General features: G+C 62.6%; 11 protein-coding genes. 7 read left to right on the top strand and 4 right to left on the bottom strand.

What is annotated here, in order from left to right:
• Positions 1-72 precede the first annotated feature (72 nt).
• Both ACLH0I_RS18195 and ACLH0I_RS18190 read right to left on the bottom strand, forming a co-directional pair.
• Positions 73-354 carry a peptidylprolyl isomerase gene (locus ACLH0I_RS18195; RefSeq protein WP_090370581.1) on the bottom strand — a complete coding sequence of 94 codons (282 nt, stop codon included), beginning with the start codon at positions 352-354 and terminating at the stop codon, positions 73-75.
• A 97-nt stretch (positions 355-451) separates the two neighbouring features.
• Complete coding sequence (locus ACLH0I_RS18190; protein WP_411385006.1) at positions 452-1,321, bottom strand: esterase/lipase family protein; 870 nt, start codon at positions 1,319-1,321, stop codon at positions 452-454.
• 360 nt (positions 1,322-1,681) lie between these two features.
• Here ACLH0I_RS18190 and ACLH0I_RS18185 point away from each other — a divergent pair, with 360 nt between their 5' ends.
• Entirely contained in the window at positions 1,682-2,707 is a 1,026-nt protein-coding gene (locus ACLH0I_RS18185) for a hypothetical protein (RefSeq protein WP_411385005.1), read from the top strand.
• A gap of 147 nt (positions 2,708-2,854) precedes the next feature.
• Here the strand turns inward: ACLH0I_RS18185 and ACLH0I_RS18180 are convergent, their stop codons facing one another.
• A complete protein-coding gene (locus tag ACLH0I_RS18180; protein ID WP_411385004.1) occupies positions 2,855-3,466 on the bottom strand; it encodes a glutathione S-transferase in 612 nt (203 codons plus the stop codon).
• Positions 3,467-3,496: 30 nt separating this feature from the next.
• A complete protein-coding gene (locus ACLH0I_RS18175) occupies positions 3,497-4,420 on the bottom strand; it encodes a MurR/RpiR family transcriptional regulator (RefSeq protein ID WP_411385003.1) in 924 nt (307 codons plus the stop codon).
• Between the two features lie 312 nt (positions 4,421-4,732).
• Between ACLH0I_RS18175 and ACLH0I_RS18170 the strand changes: the two genes are divergently transcribed.
• From ACLH0I_RS18170 to iolD, 6 genes are all read left to right on the top strand, one after another.
• Positions 4,733-6,670 carry a bifunctional 5-dehydro-2-deoxygluconokinase/5-dehydro-2-deoxyphosphogluconate aldolase gene (locus ACLH0I_RS18170; RefSeq protein ID WP_411385002.1) on the top strand — a complete coding sequence of 646 codons (1,938 nt, stop codon included), beginning with the start codon at positions 4,733-4,735 and terminating at the stop codon, positions 6,668-6,670.
• Between the two features lie 168 nt (positions 6,671-6,838).
• Positions 6,839-7,732 carry a myo-inosose-2 dehydratase gene (iolE, locus tag ACLH0I_RS18165; RefSeq protein WP_411385001.1) on the top strand — a complete coding sequence of 298 codons (894 nt, stop codon included), beginning with the start codon at positions 6,839-6,841 and terminating at the stop codon, positions 7,730-7,732.
• Complete coding sequence (iolB, locus tag ACLH0I_RS18160; protein WP_411385000.1) at positions 7,729-8,538, top strand: 5-deoxy-glucuronate isomerase; 810 nt, start codon at positions 7,729-7,731, stop codon at positions 8,536-8,538. The genes iolE and iolB overlap by 4 nt, the downstream gene beginning before the upstream one ends.
• Before the next feature lie 30 nt (positions 8,539-8,568).
• Positions 8,569-10,071 (top strand): CoA-acylating methylmalonate-semialdehyde dehydrogenase, encoded by a 1,503-nt coding sequence (locus ACLH0I_RS18155; RefSeq protein ID WP_411384999.1) that lies wholly within the window; start codon positions 8,569-8,571, stop codon positions 10,069-10,071.
• A 36-nt stretch (positions 10,072-10,107) separates the two neighbouring features.
• The gene (locus ACLH0I_RS18150; RefSeq protein WP_411384998.1) at positions 10,108-10,929 is read left to right on the top strand and encodes a TIM barrel protein; all 822 of its coding nucleotides are present in this window, start codon (positions 10,108-10,110) and stop codon (positions 10,927-10,929) included.
• Positions 10,930-11,081: 152 nt separating this feature from the next.
• Complete coding sequence (iolD, locus tag ACLH0I_RS18145; RefSeq protein WP_411384997.1) at positions 11,082-13,013, top strand: 3D-(3,5/4)-trihydroxycyclohexane-1,2-dione acylhydrolase (decyclizing); 1,932 nt, start codon at positions 11,082-11,084, stop codon at positions 13,011-13,013.
• The last annotated feature ends 15 nt before the right edge of the window (positions 13,014-13,028 follow it).

Raw genomic sequence — 13,028 nt, 5'->3', positions numbered from 1 at the left:
AGTCCAGCGGGAGCAAGCTCCCTCGCCACAATGAATCACATCACCCTTGAGTGAAGGGTCTCTGTACCGGAATCAGTCCTGACGGCTGGTGACTTCCAGCAGGTGGTAGCCGAACTGGGTCTTGACCGGGCCCTGGACCGTATTGATCGGCGCGCTGAACACCACAGTGTCGAATTCCTTGACCATCTGGCCCGGGCCGAACGAACCCAGGTCGCCGCCCTGACGGCTGGATGGGCAGGAAGAGTTGGCCTTGGCGATTTCGGCGAAATCGGCGCCGCCTTCGATCTGGGCCTTGAGTTCGTTGCACTTGTCTTCGGTGGAAACCAGGATGTGGCGGGCAGTGGCTTTGGCCATGGGGCAAAATTCCTTTCAATGTATTCAAAGGTGTTGAGCCTACCGGATTCATCGACGGGGTGTTGTCAAAATTGCGTCAAAACCTTGGACCCGGCGATCAAAGGCCGGCCTTGCGCAGGCGCTCGGCGTGGCGCAGGTAAAGCTCTGCGGGGTCTGTTCCCAAGCATGCCTTGCCGGTTCCAGGGTTGATGGCCTCCACGTGGTCCATGGGGTAGTCGGAGCGAATGACCCTGCCCAAGTGCGAACTGAAACGCCCGACCAGGCCGTCGTTCTGCCCGGCTTCGGTGATGAAGTATTCGGAAAAGGCGCGGCAGAAAGCCTGCAAAGGCGCCTGTTCTTTATCCACCGATTCTTGCAACGTGCCGCTCCATGAGTAGTAGCGCACGCCGTTGACCCGGTCCGGTCCGTTCCCGCCCCAGTGCTTCGGCAGGCCCTGGGGGTATTTGTCATTGAAGGCGCCAACGCCTTCTGTGGTCATAGCCGCCAGCGCGGCGACGGCGGCCGGCGATAGCTGCGCCTGGCCGTCCAGCAACGAGATGAAGTCAGCGAACAGCGTGGCGACACCCCGTGCCACATGCCCCGGCAATCGTCCAGGGGTAAGGGCCTTGCGCAGGAAGTCGGCCAGTTCGGAGCCATGGTTGGGGCCGCTGACCGAGGTGACCGAGGCCACTATGTCAGGTGCCAGCGCGGCGGCATACCGGGCGGCCAGCGCGCCCTGGCTGTGGCCGATCAGGTTGACCCGAGTAGTACCGGCGCCGGCCAGGACCCGATCGATCTGCGCCAGCAGTTGTTCGCCTCTGGCCTCGTTGGAGTGGGTGGCCGACAAGTACGGGATGAACACCCGGGCACCGCCTGCGCGTAGGGCCTGTTTGATGCCATGGAAAAGTTCGAAGCCGCCGATCTTGTCAAACCCGAACAACCCATGGACCAGCAGGATGGGAAATTGAGTGGTTGCATTCCGTTGCATGTTCGTACCTTTTTCGAAGAGGTTCACCTTGAATTTGCGACTTCACTCTAATGCAGGCTCATCCTGTGCGGTGTAGGAAGGAACCGCCCTGATCCAGGGAAACCGGAATAAAAACAGTGGGAATAATGGGAAGTAACCCGGTGGCGCTCAAAGGTGTAGGAGACCTCCGATAACCGTTGTCGTTTGCAGCTACAGGTTCGAGCGCCAAGGGCTCACTCCCGCTGTCGCCTTGTCTGGCTGTGGGTTTGCCGCGGGCGGGTTTTAATGGCTCCATCAGGCGCCGTTATCGGAACGGTGCCTTCATCCAAGGACTGGAGCTTGCACATGATCACCTATCCATCGCTTCAACGACCCCGTTCAATGTCCGAAACCAGGTTGCCACCACCGGTCCTGGCGGCGGCCAGGGACGGGGTGATCAACCCCGCTTGGCGCAAGGCTGTGGTTACCGTCAAGCCGTATCCCATGATGACGTGCGGGGATGAGGTGCTGCTGCGTTGGCACGGCGTCAACAACGATGGCGAACCCTACCGGCATGAAGTGGCCGGGTTCGTCACCGAACGGCAAGTGGGGCGAGACGTCGTGTTCGTCGTGCGCGAACCACACATCGCCGAGTTGGACGGTGGCTCGCTGGAGATCTCCTACCAAGTGACGGGCAAACGGTTGCCGGGCACGCTGGCTTCGGAACCCCTGCAACTGGGGATCGGCGATGCCGCGCCGCAACTGCTGCCTGTCATTGCCAACGATGCGGTGGGTGGCAGTCTCGATCCGAACCGGGTGCCTGAAGGAACCTGGGTGAGCATCCGGCCCTACGCCAGGATGGCGGTCGGCGATCGCTTGATCCTGACGGCCAGCAAGGATTCCAACGCGCTGTGGCGCGATGTGCTGGACATAGAAGCCTACGCGGTGGGGCGTAAGGTATCGCTCTGGATCGATCATTCGTTGATCGCTCCCCATGAAGGGCACGACCTGGCCTTGGTCTATGGGGTCCGGCACGGGCATTCGGTGCGTCGTGCCGAGCCTTTGTCGCTGCACATCGGTCCGCTGCGGCGTCCTGCGCTGAAGGCGCTCCAGATCCTGGAAATGAACGCCGGGTGGCTGGAGGTCGACGACCTGCAAGAAGGGGTGACGATTGTCATCGATGACCCCGGGCTTGAGGCGGGAGAGTGGGTTTGGTTGCAGTGCGATGGCAACTCCACTCATGTGCTTGAGCGCGAAATCACCGAGGCCACGGCAGGCAAATCGCTCAAGTTTGTGATTCCTGCCAGTTATTGGCAGGAACAGCGCGACAGGTCGGTGAGCGTGTTTTATCAGGTCGAGCGCCTGGATGATGTCAGCCAGCGGTCCGAGTGGGTGACGGTCCAGGTCCGCTCCCGCGCGCCAGGCTGATTCAAGGCGTGCGCCGCCTTTGTGGGAGCGAGCCTGCTCGCGATGACAGTGTGCCAGGCAACATCAATGCTGCTGAACTGCCGCCATCGCGAGCAAGCTCGCTTCCACAAGGACTCTGGTAGCCTCCAGGATTTCCTGTTTACAGCGCTATTCCATCGGCGTGCTGACAAACGCCTCCAGCCCTTCGGCATAGGCGGTGAACGCGCTGATCGACGGGAATGACTTGCCCTGCACCTGGTCCGGCACCACCAGATTGGTGAAGCTCCAGGCCACCGCCACGGTAATACCGGCCTGATCGAGTGTGCCATCGGTGACCAGTGGCTGTTTCCCCAGTTCCTGCTCTAGCAAGTCATAGGCTGCCGCCAGTTGGCCTTCCACGCGTTCAACCCAGGGGGCGTGTTGGATTTCCGTCGGGCGCAGGTTGCGTTCGTAGTAGATCTGCACCGATTTCTCGCACGCCGCCAGGGCCAGGCCAATCAGGCGCAGGGAGCGCAGCCGCTGCCCACTGTCGACCGGCATCAGGCTTTTACCCGGCGCGCCCAAGGCCTCGAGATAGTCGATGATCAACGTCGAGTCCATCAGCACGTTGCCATCGTCCAGCACCAGGGTCGGCGCCTTGACCACCGGGTTGATGCGCTGGAACTGGTCGAAATGCCTGAACACCGAAACGGATTCGTGTTCCAGGGCAACCCCCAGGCACTTGGCGGAAATGGCGACGCGTCGCACATAGGGCGAGTCCAGCATGCCGATCAGTTTCATGACATCTCCTTCAGAAAAGTCTTGTGGGTGTTAATCCTCGAACCCGACCTGTTCATGGATTTCATCGACCTTGAGTTCCAACCGGTAAGCCACGGCGATGAACAACGCCTGGCACAGGCACAACGTGGCGCTCAGCGAACGGAAGGCGAACGAGCTGCCTTCGTTCACCAGCAACACCGCATTGGCCCGTTTGGCCAGGGGGGAAAGGTTGCTGTCGGTGATGATCAGGGTCTTGGCCTGGTGATGCTGGGCGATGCGCAAGCAGTGCTGGGTTTCCTTGCCGTAGGGCGTGAAGCTGATGGCGATGACCAGGTCGTTGGCCCGCACGCTACGCATCTGCTCGCGGTAACTGCCCCCCAGGCCGGACACCAGGTGAATGCGCTTGTTGGTGTGCTGCAGGTTGTAGACCAGGTAGTCGGCAACCGCGAACGAACGGCGTACACCCACCACATAGATGTTGTCGGCGTTGACCACCAGGTCCACGGCCTTTTCGAACGCCTGGTCGTCCAGCTCCAACCCCAGGCGCTCGATGCCCGACAAGGTTGCGTTGACGCATTCGCGGGCCAGGTCGCCACCGCTGGCTTTCTGCGACTTGTTGGCGATCATGCTGCGGATGCGCTGCTGGTAGTTCTGCACCGGGGTGGTCTTGTGGGTGTAGGCCTCGCGAAACAACGCCTGCATTTCGCTGAACCCGCTGAAGCCGAAGCGCTGGGAAAACCGGACGATGGCCGAGGGGTGCACTTCGCATTCCCGGGCGATGTCGCTGATGCGATCCACCATGATCCGGTTACTCTGCTGGCTCATGTAGCTGGCGATGCGCTTGAGCTGGCGCGGCAGGCTTTCGTATTCGTCGGTGATCAGTTGCAACAGGCGCTCGGCATTGATCGGTGGGCTCGGGAGGGCGGGTTCGGACGCACTCTCGGACGGCGCCGGCAGATCATCGGGGCGGGTCATAGAAAATCCTTCTGGCTTGTTCTTATAGGGCGGCCCGAAAAAAGGCTGGCCCTCGACAATAGGTTGGCTGGTCGCAGTCTACAGCGTAGGCGCAGGGAAAATCATGGGTGGACTAATGTTGCAGCAGTGCTGAAACGATGCACTGTGTCTGCTTCGCTTGGGTCATAGCGTATTGGAAAAAATATTCCACGTAAAAAATTTATAGAATAATTATTGATTCTTGCCTGCGGCTCGTTTTAGTCTGCATTCACCAACAGCGTTGGCGCCGGTGTCGGCGACAAGCGCAGGCTGATAAAAATAACAGGAGCCAGCATGGGCCAGACTCGTTTTGCCAGTGGGCGTCAATTGGATGTGATCTGCCTGGGACGCCTGGGCGTCGACCTCTATGCGCAGCAAGTCGGCGCGCGCCTGGAAGATGTCTCGAGCTTCGCCAAGTACCTGGGCGGTTCCTCTGCCAACATCGCGTTCGGCACGGCGCGCCTGGGGCTCCGGTCGGCGATGCTGAGCCGGGTCGGGGACGACCACATGGGGCGTTTCCTGGTGGAGTCCCTGGCCCGCGAAGGCTGCGATGTCAGTGGCATCAAGGTCGATCCCGAGCGGCTGACGGCCATGGTCCTGCTGGGGATCAAGGACCGCGAAACCTTCCCCCTGGTGTTCTACCGGGAAAATTGCGCGGACATGGCGCTGCGCGCCGAAGACATCGACGAAGCGTTCATTGCCTCCAGCAAGGCCCTGCTGATCACCGGCACGCATTTCTCCACCGATGGCGTCTACCAGGCCAGTATCCAGGCGCTGGACTACGCGCAAAAGCACCAGGTCAAGCGCGTCCTCGACATCGACTATCGGCCGGTGCTCTGGGGCCTGGCGGCCAAGGCTGACGGAGAAACCCGGTTTGTCGCCGACCAGAAGGTCAGCCAGCACGTGCAAGGCATCCTGCCGCGTTTCGACCTGATCGTCGGCACCGAAGAAGAATTTCTCATCGCCGGCGGCAGCGAAGACCTGCTGACCGCGCTGCGCACCGTACGCTCGCTGACGGCGGCGACGCTGGTGGTCAAGCTCGGCCCCCAGGGCTGCACGGTGATCCATGGCGCCATCCCGGCCCGGCTCGAAGACGGTGCGATTTACCCGGGCGTACGGGTCGAAGTCTTGAACGTACTGGGCGCCGGCGATGCGTTCATGTCGGGCTTTCTTGCCGGCTGGCTGGAAGATGCCAGCGATGAGCGCTGCTGTCAGTTGGCCAATGCCTGCGGCGGCCTGGTGGTGTCGCGCCATGCCTGCGCCCCGGCGATGCCGACCCGGGCCGAGCTCGACTATTTATTCCAAAGCCCGGTGCCGATCACCCGGCCCGACCAGGATGCCGTGCTGCAACGGCTGCACCAGGTCAGCGTACCCCGCAAGGCTTGGAAACAGTTGTTCATCTTTGCTTTCGACCATCGCGGACAATTGGTGGAACTGGCCCAGAAGGGCGGTCGCGAGTTGAGCAGCATCGGTGAACTCAAGCAACTATTCATCCAGGCGGTGGCGCGGGTCGAAGCCGACCTGCGGCACCAGGGCATCGAGGCTGACGTCGGTCTGCTGGCCGACCAGCGCTTCGGCCAGGATTCGCTGAACGCTGCCACCGGGCGCGGCTGGTGGGTGGCGCGGCCGGTGGAGGTGCAAGGTTCGCGGCCGCTGGCCTTCGAGCATGGGCGTTCCATTGGCAGCAACCTGATCGCCTGGCCACAGGAGCAGATCATCAAGTGCCTGGTGCAATTTCACCCTGACGACGAACCGCTGCTGCGCCTGGAGCAAGAGGCGCAGTTGATGGGGCTGTACAAGGCCTCCCAGGCCAGCGGCCACGAGTTGCTGCTGGAAATCATACCGCCCAAGGATCACCCATCACCGCACCCGGACGTGCTCTATCGTGCCCTCAAACGCCTCTACAACCTGGGTATCTTCCCGGCGTGGTGGAAGATCGAGGCCCAGGGCGCGCAGGAGTGGCAGCAGCTCGACGAGCTGATCCAACAGCGCGACCCGTATTGCCGTGGCGTGGTCCTGCTGGGCCTCAACGCCCCGGCCGCCGCGTTGGCCGAAGGCTTTCGCCAGGCCCGTCGGAGCACCACCTGCCGTGGGTTCGCCGTGGGCCGCACGATCTTCCAGGAACCGAGCCGGGCCTGGCTGGCCGGGGAAATCGACGACGAAACGCTGATCCGGGATGTGCAGGGCAGGTTTGTGGAATTGATCGAGGCGTGGCGTGCTGCGCGCAGTTAAAGGAATTCAAAGATTGTAAACACTGAACCTGTGGGAGCGAGCTTGCTCGCGATGGCGTCAGGCCAGTCAGCATCACTTTGACGGATACACCGCTATCGCGAGCAAGCTCGCTCCCACAGGGATTCAGCGTCGTTCTTACTGATTGTGAAAACAATAAAAGGTGCAGCCATGCCCGCTATTCGAATTGGCATCAACCCGATTTCCTGGAGCAACGATGACTTGCCGTCGTTGGGCGGCGAGACGCCGTTGAGTACGGCGCTGAGTGAAGGCAAGGCCATCGGCTACGAAGGTTTTGAGCTCAACGGCAAATTCCCCAAGGACGCCAAGGGCGTCGGCGATGTGCTGCGGCCTTACGACCTGGCGCTGGTGTCCGGCTGGTATTCCAGTCGCCTGGCCCGGCGTTCGGCGGCGGAAGAAATCGACGCCATCGCCAGCCACGTCGAGCTGCTGGCGCAGAACGGCGCGACGGTGCTGGTCTACGGCGAAGTGGCCGATTCCATCCAGGGCCAGCGGATTCCATTGGTCGAGCGGCCGCGCTTCCATACGGATGACGCTTGGCAAGCCTACGCCGACAAACTCACCGAACTGGCGCGCTTCACCCTGTCCCAAGGCGTGCGCCTGGCCTATCACCACCACATGGGCGCCTACGTCGAATCGCCCACGGACATCGACAAACTGATGGCCCTGACCGGCAGTGAAGTGGGCCTGCTGTTCGACTCGGGTCACTGCTACATGGGCGGTGGCGAGCCGTTGCAGGTGCTGCGCAAACACATCGAGCGGGTCTGCCACGTGCACTTCAAGGATGTGCGCAAACCGGTGGTGCAACTGGCGCGCAACAACCTCTGGAGCTTCCCCGACTGCATCATCAACGGCACCTTCACCGTGCCGGGGGATGGCGACATCGACTTCGCCGCGTTGCTCGACGTGCTGCTGGCCGCCGACTACGAAGGGTGGCTGGTGGTGGAAGCCGAGCAGGACCCTGCCGTAGCCCCGAGTTATGCCTACGCCAAGAAGGGCTACGACACCTTGCGCGCCTTGCTGAACGAAAGGAGCCCGTCATGAGCCTGTTGATCAAGAGCCAATCCAGCGGCCGAACCATGGTCCAGTTGCCGGCGGGGGAGTTGGAATACGTCGGCTTCGCTGCCTACCGCCTGCGTCTCGGTGAAACCCTGCCAGTGGCCGCCGGGGACAAGGAATTGTGCCTGGTGTTGCTCAGTGGTCGCGTCAGCCTCAAGGGCGAAGCGCCGGGGCAGGGCGCCTTCGATTGGGACAACCTCGGTGATCGCCAGTCGGTGTTCGAGGACAAATCACCTTATGCCGCTTACCTGCCGCCCGGCAGTCAGGCCCAGGTCACCGCCCTGAGCGATGTGCAGATTGCCGTGTGCGCCGCACCGGGTTCGGCGCAAAACAGTCATGGCCCACGGCTGATCCGCCCGGACAGCATGAAGCGCAGCGTGCGCGGCAAGGGCGCCAATACCCGCTATGTCTGCGACATCCTGCCGGACAGCGAACCGGCCCACTCGCTGCTGGTGGTGGAGGTGCGCACGCCGTCGGGGCATTCCTCGAGCTACCCGCCCCACAAGCACGACACCGACGACCTGCCGCACCAGAGCTTCCTCGAAGAGACCTATTACCACCAGGTCAATCCGTCCCAAGGCTTCGTGTTCCAGCGGGTCTACACCGACGACCGCAGCATCGACCAGGCCATGGCCGTGGAGAACAACGACCTGGTGGTCGTCCCCAAAGGCTATCACCCGGTCAGCGTGCCCTACGGGTACGAGTCGTATTACCTGAACGTCATGGCCGGCCCGAAGCGGGTCTGGCAATTCCACAACGATCCGCAGCACAGCTGGCTGCTGGATCTCTGACCCCACACATACGCAGGGAGAACAAGCACGATGAGCGACGCCCCGGTAGTAGGCCATTACATCAACGGTCAGGTGCAGGACAGCGACAGTCCGCGGTCCAGCAACGTCTTCAATCCGGCCACCGGTGCGGTGCAGGCGCGAGTGGCCCTGGCCGAACCGAGTACCGTCGACGCGGCGGTGGCCTCGGCGCTGGCGGCGTTCCCGGCCTGGTCCGAGCAGTCGTCATTGCGTCGTTCGCGGGTGATGTTCAAGTTCAAGGAGCTGCTCGATCGTCACCACGACGAACTGGCCCGGATCATCAGCCGTGAACACGGCAAGGTGCTGTCCGACGCCCACGGCGAAGTCACCCGCGGCATCGAGATCGTCGAGTACGCCTGCGGTGCGCCAAACCTGCTCAAGACCGATTTCAGCGACAACATCGGTGGCGGCATCGACAACTGGAACCTGCGCCAGCCCCTGGGCGTTTGCGCCGGGGTCACACCGTTCAATTTCCCGGTGATGGTGCCGCTGTGGATGATTCCCCTGGCGCTGGTTGCCGGCAACTGCTTCATCCTCAAGCCTTCGGAACGCGATCCGTCCGCCAGTTTGCTGATGGCCCGCTTGCTGACCGAAGCCGGACTGCCGGACGGCGTGTTCAATGTGGTCCAGGGTGACAAAGTCGCGGTGGATGCGCTGTTGCAGCACCCGGACATCGAAGCGATTTCCTTTGTCGGCTCCACGCCCATCGCCGAGTACATCCACCAGCAGGGCACGGCCCACGGCAAGCGCGTCCAGGCCCTGGGCGGGGCCAAGAACCACATGATTGTCATGCCCGATGCCGACCTCGACCAGGCGGCGGACGCCTTGATCGGTGCCGCCTACGGCTCGGCCGGTGAACGCTGCATGGCCATTTCCATCGCCGTGGCAGTGGGCGACGTCGGCGACGAACTGATCGCTCGCCTGCTGCCGCGTATCGACCAGTTGAAAGTCGGCAACGGCCAGCAACCCGGCACCGACATGGGGCCCCTGGTCACTGCCGAGCACAAGGCCAAGGTCGAAGGTTTCATCGATGCCGGCGTGGCCGAGGGTGCCCGGCTGATTGTCGACGGCCGAGGCTTCAAAGTGCCGGGGGCGGAGCAGGGGTTCTTTGTCGGGGCGACGCTGTTCGATCAGGTCACTGCCGAGATGAGCATCTACCAGCAAGAAATTTTCGGCCCGGTGCTGGGGATCGTCCGTGTGCCGGACTTCGCCACGGCGGTGGCGTTGATCAACGCCCATGAGTTCGGCAACGGCGTGTCGTGCTTTACCCGCGACGGCGGCATCGCCCGGGCGTTCGCCCGCAGCATCAAGGTCGGCATGGTGGGCATCAATGTGCCGATTCCGGTGCCCATGGCCTGGCATTCCTTTGGCGGCTGGAAGCGCTCGTTGTTCGGCGACCACCATGCCTACGGCGAGGAAGGCCTGCGCTTCTATAGCCGCTACAAGAGTGTGATGCAGCGTTGGCCCGACAGCATCGCCAAGGGCCCTGAATTCAGCATGCCGACTGCCCAATAACGCATTTTTCGTATGACTGCCGGAGGGAGAACAACAATGAACAAGCCCCTGCGTTTTGCCTTGAACCGAATGGTTGCCCCGCACCTGTCACTGCCCGCGTTCATCGACTTGGCCCTGGCGTTGAAAACCGATGCCATCGAGATTCGCAACGACCTCAAGGGTGTCGAGATCGAAGACGGCATGCCGCCGGCTCGCGTCCGTGAGTTGTGCGAGGCCCGCGGCATCAAGGTGCTGTCGATCAACGCCCTGTACCCCTTCGATGTGTGGAACGAAGAGCGCCGCGCCCAGGCCGTGCGGCTGGCCGACTACGCCCGCGAGTGCGGCGCCGAGGGGCTGGTGATGTGCCCACTCAATGACCGCGCCGACCCGCGCAGCGAAGCCGAGCGTGCGGCTGGGCTGCGTACCGCCCTCAGTGAACTGGCGCCGATCCTGCGCGCCTTCGGCATCTACGGTTTCGTCGAACCCCTGGGTTTCGAAGAGTGCTCGTTGCGCCGCAAGCGCACGGCGGTGGAGGCGATCAAGAGCATTGGCGGGCTGGATGTGTTCCGCCTGGTGCACGACACTTTCCACCATCATCTGGCCGGCGAGCAGGAGTTCTTCCCCGAACTGACCGGGCTGGTGCACATCTCCGGCGTCGAGGATGCCCAGGCACCATTGGCGACGATTCGAGACGGCCACCGGGTGCTGGTGGGCGAGGCTGACATCCTCGGCAATGCCAAGCAGATCGAGGCGTTGCTCAGCGGCGGTTATAACGGTTACCTGTCTTTCGAGCCATTTGCCGAGAGCGTCCATGAGCTGGCCGACATCCGCCAGGCGTTGGGGGCGAGCATGAACCACCTGCAAAGCTCGCAGGTATGACCCGGCGCCCCGAACGATGGGGAACCCTCCTGTGGGAGCGAGCTTGCTCGCGATAGCGGTGTGTCAGTCAACATTGATGCTGGCTGACCTGACGCCATCGCGAGCAAGCTCGCTCCCACACTTGACCGAGTTGCGTTTGAAAAGGTGCAAGCATGACCACAACACGACTGACCATGGCCCAGGCCCTGGTGAAATTCCTCGATAACCAGTACATCGAAGTCGATGGCGTCCAGAGCAAGTTCGTCGCCGGGGTCTTTACCATTTTCGGCCACGGCAACGTGCTGGGCCTGGGCCAGGCGCTGGAGCAGGACAGCGGCGACCTGGTGGTCCACCAGGGCCGCAACGAGCAGGGCATGGCCCATGCCGCCATCGGGTTTGCCAAGCAGCATTTGCGGCGCAAGATCTACGCCTGCAGTTCGTCGGTCGGCCCCGGTGCGGCGAACATGCTGACCGCCGCGGCCACCGCCACGGCCAACCGCATTCCACTGCTGCTGTTGCCCGGCGATGTCTACGCCAGTCGCCAGCCGGACCCGGTGCTGCAACAGATCGAGCAGTTCCACGACCTGAGCATCAGCACCAACGATGCCTTCAAGGCCGTGAGCAAATACTGGGACCGCATCAACCGCCCCGAGCAATTGATGACCGCCGCGATTCACGCGATGCGGGTGCTGACCGACCCGGCCGAAACCGGCGCGGTGACCCTGGCGCTGCCCCAGGACGTGCAAGCCGAAGCCTACGATTACCCGGATTACTTCCTGCAAAAACGCGTGCACCGCATCGACCGCCGGCCGGCCACCGAAGCGATGCTCGGCGATGCCCTGGCGTTGCTCAAGGGCAAGCGCAAGCCGTTGATCATCTGCGGTGGCGGCGTACGCTACTCCGGCGCCAACGCCGCGCTACAGGCGTTTGCCGAGCGCTTCGAGATTCCCTTTGCCGAGACCCAGGCCGGCAAGAGCGCGGTTGTGTCGAGCCATCCGCTGAACGTCGGCGGTGTCGGCGAAACCGGTTGCCTGGCGGCGAACCTGCTGGCCAAGGAAGCCGACCTGATCATCGGCATCGGCACCCGCTACAGCGATTTCACCACCGCGTCGAAATGGCTGTTCCAGCACCCCGAGGTGCAATTTCTCAACCTCAACATCAGCCCGTGCGATGCCTTGAAACTCGACGGCGTGCAACTGTTGGCCGACGCCCGTTCGGGCCTGGAGGCCTTGTCGGCCGCGATGGGGGATTATCGTGCCGAATGGGGCGGGCAGGTTGCCGATGCGAAGGCCCAGCTCGACGCCGAAGTGGACCGTATCTACCAGGCGGATTACCAGGCCGAGGATTTCGTCCCGGAAATCAACGACCACATGGACCCGGCGGTGTTTCGCGAATTCATCGAGCTCACCGGTTCCTGCCTGACCCAGAGCCGCGTGCTCGGTACGCTCAACCAAGCCTTGGCGGATGACGCCATCATCGTCGCCGCCGCCGGCAGCCTGCCCGGCGATTTGCAGCGCAGCTGGCGCAGCAAGGGCGTCGACACTTATCACGTCGAGTACGGTTATTCGTGCATGGGATACGAGGTCAATGCCGCCCTGGGCGTGAAGCTCGCCGAGCCGGACAAAGAGGTCTATGCGTTGGTGGGCGATGGCTCCTACATGATGCTGCATTCGGAACTGGCGACCTCGATCCAGGAGCGCCGCAAGATCAACGTGGTGCTGTTGGACAACATGACGTTCGGTTGCATCAACAACCTGCAAATGGAACACGGCATGGACAGCTTCGGCACCGAGTTCCGCTTCCGCAACCCCGAGACCGGTAGGCTCAACGGCGCCTTCGTGCCAGTGGACTTCGCCATGAGCGCGGCGGCCTACGGTTGCAAGACCTACAAGGTCAAGACCCTTGATGAGTTGCACGCGGCCCTGGCCGATGCCCGGCGCCAGACGGTCTCGACGCTGATCGACATCAAGGTTCTGCCCAAGACCATGATCCACAAATACCTGTCGTGGTGGCGGGTTGGCGTGGCGCAAGTGTCCACCAGCGCCCGCACCGATGCCGTCGCCAAGACCCTCAACGAACGACTGGCCAAGGCCCGTCAATACTGATTGCCCCAACCCTAC

This window comes from Pseudomonas sp. MPB03, assembly GCF_046605385.1.
GTDB lineage: Bacteria > Pseudomonadota > Gammaproteobacteria > Pseudomonadales > Pseudomonadaceae > Aquipseudomonas > Aquipseudomonas zanjanensis.
Note: the sequence above shows the minus strand (reverse complement) of the source record. Positions and strands in the feature narration are given on the sequence as shown.